At 36.6% G+C, this 15,974-nt stretch carries 14 protein-coding genes; 4 read left to right on the forward strand and 10 right to left on the reverse strand.

The genetic code is table 11. The features are described 5' to 3' along the window. The first annotated feature begins 340 nt into the window (after positions 1-340). Positions 341-697 (forward strand): YgzB family protein, encoded by a 357-nt coding sequence (locus FOT98_RS24060; RefSeq protein ID WP_000025063.1) that lies wholly within the window; start codon positions 341-343, stop codon positions 695-697. Between the two features lie 201 nt (positions 698-898). On the opposite strand, the gene perR is transcribed toward FOT98_RS24060, so the two are convergent. The 6 genes from perR to FOT98_RS24090 form a co-directional block, all read right to left on the reverse strand. Continuing rightward, positions 899-1,327: a peroxide-responsive transcriptional repressor PerR gene (gene perR / locus FOT98_RS24065; RefSeq protein ID WP_000237831.1), complete on the reverse strand. Its 429-nt coding sequence runs from the start codon at positions 1,325-1,327 to the stop codon at positions 899-901. Positions 1,328-1,625: 298 nt separating this feature from the next. After that, positions 1,626-2,081, reverse strand: coding sequence for a thioredoxin-dependent thiol peroxidase (gene bcp, locus FOT98_RS24070; RefSeq protein ID WP_063263164.1), 456 nt, complete (start codon positions 2,079-2,081; stop codon positions 1,626-1,628). 44 nt (positions 2,082-2,125) lie between these two features. Beyond that, the gene (locus FOT98_RS24075) at positions 2,126-2,530 is read right to left on the reverse strand and encodes a potassium channel family protein (protein ID WP_061676758.1); all 405 of its coding nucleotides are present in this window, start codon (positions 2,528-2,530) and stop codon (positions 2,126-2,128) included. 72 nt (positions 2,531-2,602) lie between these two features. Beyond that, the gene (locus FOT98_RS24080; protein ID WP_061676757.1) at positions 2,603-3,388 is read right to left on the reverse strand and encodes an ABC transporter permease; all 786 of its coding nucleotides are present in this window, start codon (positions 3,386-3,388) and stop codon (positions 2,603-2,605) included. Between the two features lie 4 nt (positions 3,389-3,392). After that, a complete protein-coding gene (locus tag FOT98_RS24085) occupies positions 3,393-4,184 on the reverse strand; it encodes an ABC transporter permease (protein WP_000521523.1) in 792 nt (263 codons plus the stop codon). Then, complete coding sequence (locus FOT98_RS24090; RefSeq protein WP_000843649.1) at positions 4,177-5,190, reverse strand: ABC transporter ATP-binding protein; 1,014 nt, start codon at positions 5,188-5,190, stop codon at positions 4,177-4,179. The genes FOT98_RS24085 and FOT98_RS24090 overlap by 8 nt, the downstream gene beginning before the upstream one ends. A 127-nt stretch (positions 5,191-5,317) precedes the next feature. Between FOT98_RS24090 and hemL the strand changes: the two genes are divergently transcribed. The 3 genes from hemL (at position 5,318) to FOT98_RS24105 (ending at position 12,598) form a co-directional block, all read left to right on the forward strand. Beyond that, entirely contained in the window at positions 5,318-6,616 is a 1,299-nt protein-coding gene (hemL, locus tag FOT98_RS24095) for a glutamate-1-semialdehyde-2,1-aminomutase (RefSeq protein WP_061676755.1), read from the forward strand. Positions 6,617-6,814: 198 nt separating this feature from the next. Next, positions 6,815-11,251 carry a glutamate synthase-related protein gene (locus FOT98_RS24100; protein ID WP_063263165.1) on the forward strand — a complete coding sequence of 1,479 codons (4,437 nt, stop codon included), beginning with the start codon at positions 6,815-6,817 and terminating at the stop codon, positions 11,249-11,251. Between the two features lie 258 nt (positions 11,252-11,509). Next, a complete protein-coding gene (locus tag FOT98_RS24105; RefSeq protein WP_063263166.1) occupies positions 11,510-12,598 on the forward strand; it encodes an aromatic acid exporter family protein in 1,089 nt (362 codons plus the stop codon). 15 nt (positions 12,599-12,613) lie between these two features. Here FOT98_RS24105 and FOT98_RS24110 read toward each other — a convergent pair whose 3' ends face one another. The 4 genes from FOT98_RS24110 to FOT98_RS24125 all read right to left on the reverse strand — a co-directional run bounded on the left by FOT98_RS24110 (position 12,614) and on the right by FOT98_RS24125 (position 15,941). Continuing rightward, complete coding sequence (locus tag FOT98_RS24110) at positions 12,614-14,374, reverse strand: ABC transporter ATP-binding protein (protein WP_063263167.1); 1,761 nt, start codon at positions 14,372-14,374, stop codon at positions 12,614-12,616. 54 nt (positions 14,375-14,428) lie between these two features. After that, entirely contained in the window at positions 14,429-14,959 is a 531-nt protein-coding gene (gene ntdP / locus FOT98_RS24115; protein ID WP_061676751.1) for a nucleoside tri-diphosphate phosphatase, read from the reverse strand. Positions 14,960-15,210: 251 nt separating this feature from the next. Beyond that, positions 15,211-15,471 carry a YgaB family protein gene (locus tag FOT98_RS24120; protein WP_000997582.1) on the reverse strand — a complete coding sequence of 87 codons (261 nt, stop codon included), beginning with the start codon at positions 15,469-15,471 and terminating at the stop codon, positions 15,211-15,213. A 188-nt stretch (positions 15,472-15,659) separates the two neighbouring features. Then, entirely contained in the window at positions 15,660-15,941 is a 282-nt protein-coding gene (locus tag FOT98_RS24125) for a gamma-type small acid-soluble spore protein (protein WP_063263168.1), read from the reverse strand. Positions 15,942-15,974 lie beyond the last annotated feature (33 nt).

Here is a 15,974-nt window from a genome sequence, read left to right on the forward strand (position 1 = left end):
GTTTTCAAAGAACTACTTGGTCGCTCATTTGCGACTTCCTTATGTTAACATCTTCGTTTTTCGATGTCAACTAAGTTTTTCAATTTCTTTTTTGTCGTTTTCTGCGTTTCCGCATCAGCGACGGTTATTAATATATCATGCAGTACATACAGGGTCAATACTTTTTATAAAAAAATTTCACATCCCGTTAAAATCTTAAAACCATGTTCCAAAAACCATTATAACCTCCCTTCATTCTTCATCATACTCCATATCTCCTATCTTATTGGTTTATCACATTTACGAACGAGTGAAAATTCTAAATTTTATGTTATATTATTATTATAGGGGAGTGGTGAGAATGAGCATTAAGTATTCAAACAAAATCAATAAAATCCGGACCTTTGCATTAAGTTTAGTATTTATCGGCCTCTTCATTGCATACTTAGGAGTCTTTTTCCGTGAAAACATTATTATTATGACAACATTTATGATGGTTGGCTTCTTAGCTGTTATCGCTAGTACTGTCGTTTACTTTTGGATTGGCATGTTATCTACTAAAACTGTACAAATTATTTGTCCAAGCTGCGATAAGCCAACAAAAATGCTCGGTCGTGTCGACGCATGTATGCATTGCAACCAACCTTTAACAATGGATCGAAATCTAGAAGGAAAAGAATTTGATGAGAAATATAATAAGAAGAGCTATAAATCATAGGTATATACGGGTACAATGTAGCCTTACAAAACTAAACAGTAAAAGGTGATTTCTTAACCAAGAAATCACCTTTTGTATTTATCCTTAATTAAATTAGATTCTTCACTGAACATTGTAAACCCTCCTGAACCTAACGCGATTCCCATATACAATAAAGAAAGAGGCTGACGTAAAGCCGTCAGCCTCTTTCTTTATTATATATTACGCCTTATGACACTCTGGACAAACGCCATAAATTTCTAAGCGATGACTATTAATAACGAAGCCTGTCGTTTTCGCAGCTTCCTCTTCAAGCTGTTCCAAACCTCCATAAGGAAAATCAACAATCTTACCACATTTTTCGCAAATCACATGATAATGTTGACTTGTAACATAATCAAATCTACTTGAAGCGTCTCCATAAGTTAATTCCTTTACAAGTCCAACCTCTTTAAATACACGTAAGTTATTATAAACAGTTGCAACACTCATATTTGGAAACTTACCTTCTAATGCTTTATAAATGTCATCCGCTGTTGGGTGCGTCATAGATTCCACAAGGTACTCTAAAATAGCATGACGCTGTGGAGTAATGCGTACACCCGTATTTTTCAGCATTTCTAGCGCTTCTTTTAATTCTTCTTTGACCACCGTCATGCACCCCGATTCTATACGGATTATTATTTTATAATTCTTATAAAGAGTGTACTCCTTTTCTTATAAATCGTCAATATTTCTACTATAAGTATGTGGTTTATTTTTGTATATAGCCCTATTCTTATATATCTTTCCCCATTTTCTATACATTTACATAGAAAAAAAGTGCGACATAATCGCACTTGGAATACTATCATCTGAGGAGGTATGCCCTACACTTCACTTTATGTAAGACGATAAAATATGTATAGACACTTGCCTTACTTCTATATATTTTATCTCCGCAGTGAATTTATTTTATATAAGAAAGAACATCCTCAATATGTCCTTTCACTTTCACTTTACGCCATTCTTTTACAAGCTCACCGTCTTTATTAATAAGGAATGTAGAACGCTCGATTCCCATGTACTCTTTCCCAAAGTTCTTTTTCAATTTCCAAACATCGTACAATTCTGCTACCTTATGATCTTCATCTACTAAAAGCACAAATGGAAGTTCATGCTTCTCAATAAATTTCAGATGTCTGTTCGCTGAATCAGGGCTTACACCAAGAATAACTGTATCTTTTTCTTGGAATAATCCATATGCATCTCGAAAATCACAAGCTTCAGTTGTACACCCTGGAGTCATATCTTTCGGATAAAAATATAGAACTACATTTTTATCACGAAAATCAGCTAAGCGAACTTGTTCCCCGTTACTTCCCTCTAATGTAAATTCTGGAGCCATTTCTCCTACTGTGATCATTGTTATCACTCCTACTCTTTTCTTTTACTATATCAAATGCTATCTTATTTTTCATTGTCTATTACAGACCTCATGACAAAAGCAAACGGTAATGTATATCCAATTAGCGCTTCTGCAATTGCAATCCATCTCCCTATTCCAATCGGAGCTATATCACCATACCCAACGGACAATAAAGTAACTGCGCTAAAATATAAGCAAATTTCTACAAGTTGAAAAGATTGGGCATGCAAGCTTTCTCCATCTTCTTTCAAAACTGCAAAGCCCATTTCTTCTAATACAACATAACTTAACCCAAACGCAATCAATACCGTTGTATAAATTAAAAATAAGGAGGCTAAATTATAAAGCGAAAAGAAACGCCTAGAATCTGAATATGAACTCCATAACAATTGGACACTTCTCAAAATAGCAATTGCTACAATTAATAGAATAAATCCCCATAACATGTCCTCCACCTCATTTTATATGTATGAGACAGCTATTGGATTTATCCCTTAGAAACAAACAAGCTTCTATAATTAATTCCCAGCACCACGGTACCTTTTTACCCCTTGATTCCAAAGAGTAATTGCAATCGTAAAACAGATAACCCCAACGAATGGTGTTGCAAATGCATAGCTATTCCACTCTGTTTTTCTTAAAAAGTATGCCGCTGGATACACTCCGACAAACGCAAATGGTAAAACAAACGTTAAAATGAAACGAATCACACGGTTATAAATGTTAACAGGATAGCGACCATAGTTACCTATGTTATACATTAGCGGCATAATTGAACTTTTCGCATCCGACCAAAAACCAAGGCTTGCAAGCGTAACAAATATCCCTCCGTATACAAGGGCGCCCCCTCCTACCATCAGTAAGAATAAGAAGAAATCGTACCAGTAAAAAGATAATTGCAACTCCACCGCTGCGTAGCCCATTACAATTATTCCTGTAATCGCTCCAATTAAAGATTCAAGCTCCATTCTTTCTAATATAATTTGGAACAAACTATGAATCGGTCTCGTTAATATACGATCCATTTCTCCTTTAATAATGTAACGATCATTAAAGTCCCATATGTTAAAGAAAGCTGAGAAAATGGCAAACGGCACTAAAAAGAAACCATAAATAAAGATAACTTCTTCTCTACTCCAGCCTTTTAATGCTTGCGTATGCCCAAACACAACGAGAATAAAGATTAAATTAACAGCCTGCAGTGATAAATCAGAAAGTAATCCAACGATAAAATCGCCCCGATACTCCAATTTTGTTTTTATATATTGACTTGCATATTGCAAAAATAGGTTTATATATATCATCTCATCATCCCCCCTGTACAATTAGACGTTTTCTCGCCGTTCTCCACATGAGTACAATTGGAATAATAAGTACAATTGCCCAAATTACTTGGAATAATAATGCCTCATACAATTTACTTCCTTGTATACCTTCTGAAAAAATCATACTCGGAATATAACTAATGGCCTGAAACGGTAAAAACACCATCGCCTTCTGAGCCCATAACGGATAAAAACTAATTGGTAATAATAGACCTGAGAACAAATCAATAACAACACGTTTTGCATACATAATTCCACTATTGTTAAATAGGAAGAACGTGAGCATTCCCGTCATTAAATTAATTTGTGTATTAATAATAAAACTAAATATTAAAGATAAGAAGAAATATAACCACGTTTGAAAATTCGTTGTGATTTGCAATGAAAATAATAAGGTAACGATAACCATACCTGGAATGGAAAAGAAGGCAAAACGAAATATTCCTTCACCGAGACCTTGCATTACTTTCATCCCTAAATAGTTATATGGACGAATCAGTTCTACCGCTACACGTCCTTCTTGAATCTCCATCGCAATTTCCCTGTCTATATTATTAAAATAAAAGGCACGTGCCATCCACGCAATTGCGATATACGTAGTCATTTGCGAAATAGATAAACTTTCAATATTCTCTTTTCCGCTATAAATTGCTTGCCATAAAAAATAATACGCACCGATATTAATTGTATAAATTAAAATCCCGCTATAATAGTTTGTACGATACGCAAGCATCATTAAAAAGCGAATCCGGATCATTTCAATATACTTACCCATGTTTAATACCTTCTTCATAAATGTTACGAATGATTTCCTCTGTAGACACTTCGTTAATTTTTAAATCTTTAATTTGAAATGCTTGTACTACTTTAGAAATAAGCATTGAAATGATAACTTCTTCATTCGGTATTTTTGCAACCCACGCGTTTTCCTCTTTTGCTTTCGACCAAACGACATGACTATCTGGCATAACCATTGATAAAGCCTGATAGGAAACTGGTGCAATAAATTGAAAATGTATTTCCTTCTCTGCTCCCCACTGCGTACGAAGATTATTTAAAGAACCGTCATACATAATATTTCCTTCATCCAGCATGATAACGCGCTCACATAAAGCTTCAATATCAGTAATATCATGGGTTGTTAATAAAATTGTTGTTTTATAGCGTTCATTCATTTCTTTTAAAAATTCACGTATTTTCAATTTCACAAGAACATCTAACCCAATTGTAGGTTCATCTAAAAATAATAATGGCGGATTATGAATTAATGCTGCGGCTAATTCACAACGCATTCTTTGACCTAGAGATAACTTTCGAACTGGCTTATCTAATAAAGGACCAATATCTAACGTTTCAATTACGTGCTCCATATGCTCTTTATACTGAGCGTCTGATACACCGTACACCTTTTTTAATAAACGAAACGATTCTTGTACAGCAATATCCCACCAAAGTTGCGAGCGTTGACCGAAAACAACACCAATTGTTCTTACAAATTCTTCTCTCTGCTTATGTGGGTTCATCCCATTTACTAAAATCTCTCCTGATGTCGGAGTCAAAATCCCCGTAAGCATTTTAATTGTCGTTGATTTACCGGCACCATTCTCACCAATATACCCAACCATTTCACCTTGTTTCACAGTAAAAGATACGTCATTTACTGCTGGTACTATTTTATAATTACGATTTAATAAATCGCGAAATGCACCCTTTAAACCTGGACGACTTGAATAGGCTGTAAACTCTTTACGTAACCCTTGTACCTCAATTACCGATTTCATAACCGGACCCCCTTCCTAAATGTCACAACGAATAGTTTACCCAACTGCCTTCTCTATCACAAACAATACGTCTTTTCGAAAAACATGTTAGAATAATACATAGATTTTTGTAAGGAGATGAATTGTAGTGAAATTCACAAAATCAGAAGCATTACATAAAGAAGCTTTAGAACATATTGTTGGCGGCGTTAATAGTCCTTCTCGTTCTTTTAAAGCCGTTGGCGGTGGCGCTCCTGTTGCTATGGAACGTGGAAAAGGTGCTTATTTCTGGGATGTAGACGGAAATAAATATATCGATTATTTAGCAGCATACGGTCCTATTATTACTGGACATGCTCACCCGCACATTACAAAAGCAATTACAACAGCTGCTGAAAATGGTGTACTTTACGGAACACCAACAGCGCTAGAAGTAAAATTTGCAAAAATGTTAAAAGAAGCAATGCCTGCATTAGATAAAGTCCGCTTCGTAAACTCTGGTACTGAATCAGTAATGACAACAATTCGTGTTGCTCGTGCTTACACAGGCCGCACAAAAATTATGAAATTCGCTGGTTGTTACCACGGTCATTCTGATTTAGTACTTGTAGCAGCTGGATCAGGCCCTTCTACGCTAGGAACTCCTGACTCAGCCGGTGTACCACAAAGTATCGCTCAAGAAGTTATTACCGTTCCATTTAATAATGTAGAAACTTTAAAAGAAGCATTAGATAAATGGGGACATGAAGTAGCAGCTATCCTTGTAGAACCGATTGTTGGAAACTTCGGGATTGTAGAGCCAAAACCTGGCTTCCTTGAGAAAGTGAATGAACTTGTTCACGAAGCTGGCGCACTAGTAATTTATGATGAAGTTATTACTGCGTTCCGCTTCATGTACGGTGGTGCTCAAGACTTACTTGGCGTAACACCAGACTTAACAGCGCTTGGTAAAGTTATTGGCGGCGGACTTCCGATCGGTGCTTACGGTGGTAAGAAAGAAATTATGGAACAAGTTGCCCCGCTTGGACCTGCATATCAAGCTGGTACAATGGCAGGAAATCCTGCTTCTATGGCATCTGGTATCGCTTGTCTAGAAGTTCTTCAACAAGAAGGGCTTTATGAGAAATTAGATGAACTTGGTGCGATGCTTGAAAAGGGAATTTTAGAGCAAGCTACAAAACATAATATCGATATTACATTAAACCGACTAAAAGGTGCTTTAACTGTATACTTCACAACAAATACAATTGAAGATTACGATGCAGCACAAGATACAGACGGTGAAATGTTCGGTAAATTCTTCAAGCTTATGCTGCAAGAAGGCGTTAACTTAGCACCTTCGAAATATGAGGCATGGTTCTTAACGACAGAACATACAAAAGAAGATATTGAATATACAATCGAAGCTGTAGGCAGAGCATTTGCTGCTTTAGCGGAGAATAAATAATCCCGTCATTACAAGGAAAAAAGAAAGCACATCTTTCTTTTTTCCTTTTTTCTATTTCATAAATCCCTCATTAATAGTATAATTATTCATAATTATCTGTTTAATTTTCTTTTATATCCTTACTATCCTTGTATACAAGGCTGCTCACGCCTTAAATAGTAAGATTATTCAAACTTCAATAAGAGGGGGGATTGACGGATGCTCAATAAAACAAATACATGGACACCGTCTTTATTTCGAGGTTATAAAAATGCAGAACACGATGCGTGTGGAATCGTTTCCGTTATGGAGAAACAAAAAATTCCTACAAAAGAAAACATTGACCTTTGTATACAATCACTAGTCAAAATGAATCATCGGGCTGGCTTCATTAATGGTGAAGGAGATGGAATCGGCATTCACATTGATGTCCCAAAAGCACTTTGGAATGAAAAACTAAAAAGTAGCGGATATAATCCAACGATCGTGGATCATCCCCACTTTATCGTTGGACATTTTTTTCTAAACAAAAATGCAAATATAGTTAATTTAAAGAATCATATTCGTACGCAATTAAATAACGAAAATTTCACTATGATTTTCGAAAGTGACGACGTAACAAATTCCGATGCACTCGGTCCACTTGGTAAACAGGAAGAACCTTTATTTTGGCAAGTTGCTCTTATCGCGGAAAATAAAGTTAAACATATTGAGCAAACATTATTTTCAGTAACGATTAAAATAGAGGAAAACGAAGCGATTCATGTTGCTTCTTTAAGTCGTGACCATGTTGTATATAAAGTTCTAGGTGCTGGGGATACACTTGTTGCCTATTACAATGATTTACAACACCCACTTATCGCTTCAACTATGACACTTGGACATAATCGCTATTCTACTAATACATTATCTAATTTTTTTCGTGTACAACCATTTAGCGTTCTCGGACATAATGGTGAAATTAACACAATTGCAAAATTACGCGATCAAGCTGAAATGATCCATGTTCCACTTACTGCTGGGGGCAGTGACTCCCAAGATTTAAACCGCACCTTAGAAACTCTACTTGTTCAATACGACTACAGTTTATTTGAAGCAATGGACATACTATTCCCACCAATTATTAATGAAATTAAACTTTATGAACCACATTTACAAGATTTATATACGTATATACGTGAAGCTTGGGGCCATTTTGCGCAAGGTCCAGCTGGTATTATTTCACGTTATAAAGATGAAGCTGTTTTCAGCGTTGATTCCCTTGGACTACGACCGGTATGGAAAGTTGAAACAGAAAGCTCTTATATTTTCTCTTCTGAACCTGGAGTTGTATCACCAACTGAATATGTAGCAGAACCGAAACCACTCGCTCCTGGAGAAAAAGTCGGCCTAAAGTGGAATGAACAAGATGAGCTTGTACTCTACGAATACGATGACTACCAAACTCAAGTATATAACCGTTTTAAAAAACGAGTGGATACTAAAGGTTATCATTTAAACTTATCCATCCCTGAAACGAAAGAAACCTCGGGACTATGTGATTCTATGCAAGTTGAGACGAAGCAATATGTTGCTTTTGGATGGGATCGAGAGCATATTCAACTTCTTGAACAGATGGCAACAAAAGGCGTTGAGCCAATTCGCTCACTGGGGCATGACTCACCACTTGCCGCACTCGATACTGATAGACGAAATATCGCTGACTTCATTAAGGAAAGTGTAGCTGTCGTTACAAATCCAGCAATCGATCGCGATCGAGAGGTCGAACACTTCTCCACACGAACGATACTTGGAGAACGCCCAAGTTTATTAAGCGGTGCTAAACAACCATTTGTAGTTGAAATGCTTTCCCCCGTTATTTTAGAAGGAAGTGTAGCACAATCTATTACAGAGGAATTACAAACAATTACGTACGAACAACTTATACAGCTATTCAATACTCATAGCTCTATCGCTACAATCTCTGCTACATTCAGTCCGGCAGAAACTTTACAATGCGCCTTAAATCGAATTAGTTCTGCAGCGATAAAGGCCGTGAACGATGGAGCTTCCCTACTATTAATAGACGATGCCGACGCTCATCTAAATGAACGGTTATGGATTGATCCGCATTTAATTACCGCTAAAGTACATCAAGTATTAAGCGAAAATAAATTACGCCGAAACTGCTCTCTCGTTATACGTTCTGGTGCCCTTCGCTCCTTACATGATATCGTCACACTGTATGGATTAGGAGCAGATAGTATTAATCCATATTTATTATTTGCAACCGTAAATGATGGGACAAAAACACCCATTACGAATTTATATCACGCTCTTAATAAAGGGCTGGAAAAAGTCATTTCAACAATTGGAATTCATGAATTACGCGGTTACGGTCGCCTCTATTCTTCTATCGGATTACATGAGGAAATCGCAAATATATTACAAATTACGAATTTCTTCGGTTCAAATAATTTAGCCTTTTCGCTTGCTTCACTTGCTGAAGATGCACAAATGCGCGCAGATGATTACAACGATCCTAAAGTTAGAATGCGAAAATCTTTTCATATATTCCCGCGAATTTGGAAAGCAATCGGCGATGTCGCAAAAGGAAACTCTTATGATGATTACCGTGACAAGTTAAGTGAATTAGAAGAAAATAACCCAATTGCAATTAGACACCTAGTTCAAATGAAAGAAACAAAACATATCGTTCCGGCTGAAGAAGTGTCGATCCGCATTCAAAATCATGATTTACCATTTATTATTAGTTCCATGTCATTCGGTTCTCAAAATGAAGTTGCCTTTCGTTCGTATGCAGAAGCAGCTGACCAGCTAAATATGATCAGTTTGAACGGTGAGGGCGGCGAAATTAAAGACATGATCGGAAAGTATCCACATACACGCGGACAACAAGTTGCATCTGGGCGATTTGGTGTAAACGCCGAACTACTAAATTCATCAAACTTAATTGAAATAAAAATTGGTCAAGGCGCAAAGCCTGGTGAAGGTGGACATTTACCAGGTTCAAAAGTAACAGCAAAAATCGCTGAAGCACGTAACGCTACAATTGGCTCAGATTTAATTTCACCTTCTAACAACCATGATATTTATTCCATTGAAGATTTAGCTCAAATGATTACAGAAATTAAAACCGCCAATCAACTTGCGAAAGTAGCTGTAAAAGTTCCTGTTGTCCCTAACATTGGAACAATTGCTGTCGGTATCGCAAAAGCTGGCGCTGATTTTATTAACATTAGCGGATTTGATGGCGGTACAGGAGCTGCACGTATTCACGCATTGCAACATGTAGGCCTTCCTGTAGAAATCGGTGTGAAAGCCGCTCACAATGCTTTATTAGAAGCAAATATGAGACACAAGGTAGAAATTTGGGCAGACGGTGGTATTCGAAGTGTGAATGACGCCTTGAAAATCATGCTTCTTGGGGCAAACCGTATTGGATTTGGTACATTATCCATGATTGCAATCGGCTGTACAACTTGTCGCGGATGTCATCTAGATACTTGTCACGTTGGAATTGCAACACAAATTGAGTCTGAAGCTCAGGCGAAAGAACATGGATTACGCCGCTTCGTCCCACGCGAATTAGAAAGCGCCGTTGCTGGATTATTACATTTATTCACCACTTTTGGTGTAGAACTAAAACGATTAACAGGAAATCTTGGTTATACAAATTTACAAGAAATTGTCGGACGTTCCGATTTATTAGAACAAGTTCGAGGCGAAAATTCATTAGACTTATGTAATTTACTACAAACGATAGAACATCCATCTGTTACACAAACAGAATACGTACCGGAAAAACAATTTGAAACAGTTCATTCCCCTCATTCGAAAGAATTAGTAGGCGTTGGCGTAGAGCAACGCGTTATGGGTGGTCTAGAATCTTGCTATCGCGTTCGTAGTAAATTATATGAAGACACGAAGCTTGAACCACTTACATTAAAGTATACGAATGGTTCTATTCCCGGAAATGGATTAGGTGCTTACAATAGCGAGAACTTATTTATACACGTAAATGGCGGTGCACAAGATGGCATTGGTAAAACCTCCTTTGGTGGTGGTATTTATATAACGAAAGCAAAAGGAAAAGACGGCATATATTATAACGGTTCTGTCGGAAAAGGTTTTGGATACGGTGCACAAAAAGGATCGCTATACGTTCAAGGCAATGCTGATGCTCGCGCTGGTATCCGCCTCTCTGGAGCAGACATGATAATTGGAGGGCGTATGACAAAGCCACTCCGTGAAAGAGAGCAAGGGAATATAGGGGCATACTCTAATATTAAAGGTTTCGCTTTTGAATATATGACAAATGGGCGAGCGCTTGTTTTAGGGGATCCTGGTCCATGGATTTGTGCTGGTATGACTGGCGGTGTTGTATATTTACGTCATGATTCAAGCTTAGGTTTAACTGAACAGGCTTTAAAAAGAAGAATCGCAAAAGGAGCAAATGTTACATTACAACCAATTAGTAAAAATGGTGTGCAAGATGTGACTGAGTTATTGCTAGATTATATTCGTGTATTAAATGAGCATGAGCAATACGAGGAAGTTGCTTTATTAACACCGTTACTCGATGATATGCAGCAACAGTTTTTTGAAATTATCCCGAAAAAAGAGCAGGCTGATCCATCTATCTCAACAGAGTGATATACCTAACTTTCATTTTCAAGAATAAATTGACGAAGTACACTTCTCATAGTAATCTATAGTAACAATTTGAAACCTGCTGAAATTCAGCAGGTTTTTTTACTAAAAATTGATGTTTAAAAAGAATTAGGAAAAAGTATAAATGAATCTTAATTTCTTATTAACGTCACTAAAATATCACTTGCTAACATATTGTAATGAATGTATAGTATCATGTTGTACATTCATTATGACAAGAGAAAGGATCTTATTAAGGGTATGAAACTTGGTGCTCGCATTTTAAAAACGGGTATTGCCATCACATTAGCTTTATTTGCTTGTATTTTACTTCAATTACCGAGTCCGGTATTTGCGGGAATCTCAGCTATATTCGCTGTTCAACCGTCTGTATACCGCTCGTATTTAACTGCTCTTGAGCAAATTCAAGCAAACGTCATTGGCGCGGTATTCGCTATCGTATTTGCTACTGCTTTTGGACATAATCCTTTTATTATTGGATTAACATGTATATTAGTAATTGCGCTTACGTTACAATTACGATTAGAAAACACAATATCAATTGCTTTAGTAACAGTTATCGCCATTATGGAGTATCAAGGCGAAGATTTCTTCAGTTTTGCCTTACTTCGCTTTGCGACGATTATGATTGGAATTATTGCGGCTTCACTTGTAAATTTAGTGTTTATGCCGCCAAAATACGAAACAAAATTGTATCATCGTATCGTTGATAATACAGAAGAAATTGTAAAGTGGATTCGAATGAATAGCAGGCAAGCTTCTGATTTTACAACGCTAAAAACTGATATTGATCGTATGAAAGAAAAAATGATCAAACTAAACCATTACTATTTGCTGTATAAAGAAGAAAGAAGCTACACGAAAAAAGTACAGTTCGCAAAAATTCGTAAGCTCGTTTTATTCAGACAAATGTTAGCGACGACAAGCCGTGCTTTAAGTACGCTAAAATCATTACATCGTACTGAAAATGAACTGCGCTATATGCCAGAAGAATTTCAGGAATCTATCCAAAACGAACTTGATTCATTAACGCATTATCATGAACAAGTGCTATTAAAATTTATTGGCAAAGCAAAAAAACAACAATCCGTTGAAATGCTTGATGAAGTTGAAATAGGTAAACAAGAATTAATTGATATCTTTATGGATTATCAAAACAAAGACGATGAGGAAGCGTATAAAACATGGCTACACCTCTTCCCTCTAATTTCTGCCATTATTAACTATAGTGAAGAAGTAGAGCACTTAGATTTACTTGTGGATAGCTTCTACACATACCATAAACCAGAAGCAGAACTCCAAATCGAAGATAAAAAAGAAGACGAATAAAGAAAACAGCTCCTTTTACGCTAAAGGAGCTGTTTCTGTTATATGTTGAAGTTGATATAAATTGTAATAAAACCCTCTTTTTTTCATTAACTCTTCATGAGAACCTGTTTCTTTAATTTCACCATCTTCAATATAAATAATCGTATCCACATGCGTAATCGTCGCCAATCGATGTGCGATTATGATCGTCGTTCGATCAGCAGCTAACGTCTGAAGCGCCTCTTGAATATACCGTTCATTTTCTAAATCTAAAGCTGATGTCGCTTCATCTAATATAAGTAACGATGGATTCTTTAGAAACACTCGTGCAATCGCTACACGTTGCCTTTGCCCACCAGATAACTTCACACCGCGTTCCCCAACGACAGTATCATAACCATCAGGTAACTCTATAATAAAATCATGAATTTGCGCAGCTTTGGCAGCTGCAATCACTTCTTCCTCTGTAGCTTTCGGATTTCCATATAAAATATTTGCCCCGATTGTATCACTAAATAACAAATTATCTTGCAGTACAATTCCAATATGACTACGTAAATTTCTCATATCATACTTTCTAACATCTATCCCATCTACATAAACTGCGCCTGAAGAAACATCATAGAAACGCGGGATTAAACTAGCAAGAGATGACTTCCCTCCCCCACTTGCTCCTACAAGTGCTACCTTTTCTCCTGGAAACATAGTTAATGAAAGGTTATGTAATATCTCTTTTTCATCTGAATTGTAACGAAAAGATACATTATCAAATATCACTTCACCATTTAATTTTTTCGTTTGTACCGCACTTGGCACATTCACAATATCGTATTTCTCATCTAACAATTCAAACACTCGATCCATCGATGCGAAAGACTGCGTTAATGTCGTAGAAGAATTAACAAGTCGGCGCAGCGGACTATACAAACTATCCATATATCCAACAAAGGCAACCATAGTCCCCAATGTTAATTGCCCCTGAATCACTTCGTACGCTGCAAAACCGATCACAAGTAACGGTCCTAAATCTGTTAACGTATTCACTGCCGAAAATGTTCTCGCCGTCCAACTCGTATGTGTTAACGCTTTCGTCAAAAACTCATTATTTCTTTTTTCAAACTGCCTACCCTCATACTCTTCTAACGCAAAGCTACGTGTCACTTGCATCCCTTGAATACGTTCATGTAAATACCCTTGCATCGTTGCTAAAGCTTGTGAGCGCTCTTTCGTCAATTTCCGAAGGCGTCCGAAAAAATATTTCACTGCCACTACATAAATAGGTAAAATTAATAGCGCAACAAATGTTAATTTTACATTCATAGAAAACATAACAATAATAGCAATGGCAATTGTTGCCGTATCTAACCAAACATTCATCAAACCAGTAATTACAAAATCCTTCGTTTGTTCTACATCATGAATGACACGTGAAATAATCTCTCCTGTTTTTGTATTCGAATAATAGCGTAAACTCAACTTTTGCAAATGACCAAAAATATGTTTTCGTAAATCATATAGTATTGTGTTCGCGATACGCTGCGCGAAATATTGACGATAATATTCAATCGGCGGTCTTAGTACTGCAAAAATAAAAAAGGCAATCCCAACAGCTGTTACTAATTGGGATGTTTTATCTTGAAGTGACCCTCCGCCTTGAATTACATCATCGATAATATATTTTAATAACCACGGCATAATAAGCGGGATGCCGAATTTAACTAGACCAATCATAATCGTAATCGCAATAAGCCATCGATATGGTTTAACAAATTGCAAATATCTTTTTATACCCTGCACATAATCCCCCCTCTAATAGGACAAACCTGCTGGGAAATCCCCTGCAGGTTCGTTTTAATTTCTGTACATTAAATATCTTTCATACCACATATCTACGAAATCAGGCGCGAATGGCCCTTTTCTCTGATGAATCCATTGCGTTAATTGTGCTACATTTCGTTTTAAAATCGTATCAATAACAGGTGGGTATTGCATAATTTGACTATGCTTTTCATACTCATCTTCATCTAAAAGCGTATATGTCATATCTGGATACACTTTAATATCTAAATCATAATCAATGTACTTCAATGCCTCAGAATCATATGCAAAAGGTGAGCCTAAATTACAATAATAATATACTCCCTCTTCCCTTAGCATCCCAATCACATTAAACCAATAGTTTGCATGAAAATAACAAATTGCTGGTTCACGAGTAATCCATGTTCGGCCATCTGATTCTGTCACTACTGTACGATCATTTGCCCCGATCACAAGACTCTGTGTCCCTTTTAAAATTGTTGTCTCTTCCCACATTCTATGAATGGAGCCATTATGTTTATAACTATGTATTTGTACTCTTTCTCCTTCTTTGGGAAATCCCATATATGCTCCCTTCTTTCAACTGCAAATGCCCTTTGAACTGCATCCACTTTTTTTCTATTATAACTTTTTTGTCGAAATTTTAAAACTAAAGCGACAAGACTCTGTTTTTTCACACTGTATACCATATCTCTAAGCTTCTTAGGTGCTAGATCCTTCGCTACATTATTTAGACACGAGGAAGTGAGAATAGAAAAAGCCCTTCCTTATTTCTCTCTAAAGAAGGGCCTTTCACCGAAAGGTAACAATATGTCTTATCCTAAATTCGAAATCATTTTTTCAGTTTCAAAAGATTGAATCACACTATTTGTTTGCTCTTCAAATTTCTCATGTAACAGTTTTAACGCTAATTCTGTTCTATATATTTCTTGGCGGATAAAATGTAATTCCTTTTTATCGCACGTATCCTTTTCGCTCATTTCAATTTGCTGATACTTCTCTAGATGCGCTTGTAACTTTAACAACTCATCCATCGTTTCCAATTGCTCTCCTACCAACTTATCAAAATCGTTCATTACTTACCCCCTTTTGGACTTATTTATCAGTTATTATTCCTCATTACATATTTCTAATCTTTAACTTCCTTCTCCTTTGACTACATTTGTTGACTTATTAGAAGTTATGTCGTTCACTTTCTTTTCATTACCATGGCCCAAGCACAAAGAAAACACTTCTCTTGAGTTAGAGAAGTGTTTTTCTTTCATTACTGATTTGAACTAGAAGATTGTGATTGTTTTGCAGCTGATTGTGCATTTTGTTTTTGTACAGCATGCACATCTGTTTCAGTTGCAAATTCTGTACCATAACTAGCGTTTGCACTTTGTGCACCAGAAGCTTGCGCTTTCTTTGCTTCTGATTGTGCGTTTGCTTGTTTTACTGCTTGTACATTTGTTTCAGTCGCAAACTCTGTACCATAACTAGCATTTGTACTTTGAATGCTAGCACCAGAAGTTGCTTTGTTATAACCTTGTTGTTTTTTACTCATCTTTCTCACCTCCACAACCAATAATGTAACCAA

It is taken from the genome of Bacillus sp. HY001 (assembly GCF_007558965.1).
GTDB classification, from domain to species: Bacteria; Bacillota; Bacilli; order Bacillales; family Bacillaceae_G; genus Bacillus_A; species Bacillus_A mobilis.

What these genes read in the sequence shown, in the direction of transcription:
- FOT98_RS24060 (WP_000025063.1), top strand. Translation starts at nt 341, where the DNA reads ATGAGCATTAAGTATTCAAACAAAATCAATAAAATCCGGACCTTTGCA.
- bcp (WP_063263164.1), bottom strand. Translation starts at nt 2,081, where the DNA reads ATGATCACAGTAGGAGAAATGGCTCCAGAATTTACATTAGAGGGAAGT.
- FOT98_RS24075 (WP_061676758.1), bottom strand. Translation starts at nt 2,530, where the DNA reads ATGTTATGGGGATTTATTCTATTAATTGTAGCAATTGCTATTTTGAGA.
- FOT98_RS24080 (WP_061676757.1), bottom strand. Translation starts at nt 3,388, where the DNA reads ATGATATATATAAACCTATTTTTGCAATATGCAAGTCAATATATAAAA.
- FOT98_RS24085 (WP_000521523.1), bottom strand. Translation starts at nt 4,184, where the DNA reads ATGGGTAAGTATATTGAAATGATCCGGATTCGCTTTTTAATGATGCTT.
- FOT98_RS24090 (WP_000843649.1), bottom strand. Translation starts at nt 5,190, where the DNA reads ATGAAATCGGTAATTGAGGTACAAGGGTTACGTAAAGAGTTTACAGCC.
- FOT98_RS24100 (WP_063263165.1), top strand. Translation starts at nt 6,815, where the DNA reads ATGCTCAATAAAACAAATACATGGACACCGTCTTTATTTCGAGGTTAT.
- FOT98_RS24105 (WP_063263166.1), top strand. Translation starts at nt 11,510, where the DNA reads ATGAAACTTGGTGCTCGCATTTTAAAAACGGGTATTGCCATCACATTA.
- ntdP (WP_061676751.1), bottom strand. Translation starts at nt 14,959, where the DNA reads ATGGGATTTCCCAAAGAAGGAGAAAGAGTACAAATACATAGTTATAAA.
- FOT98_RS24120 (WP_000997582.1), bottom strand. Translation starts at nt 15,471, where the DNA reads ATGAACGATTTTGATAAGTTGGTAGGAGAGCAATTGGAAACGATGGAT.
- FOT98_RS24125 (WP_063263168.1), bottom strand. Translation starts at nt 15,941, where the DNA reads ATGAGTAAAAAACAACAAGGTTATAACAAAGCAACTTCTGGTGCTAGC.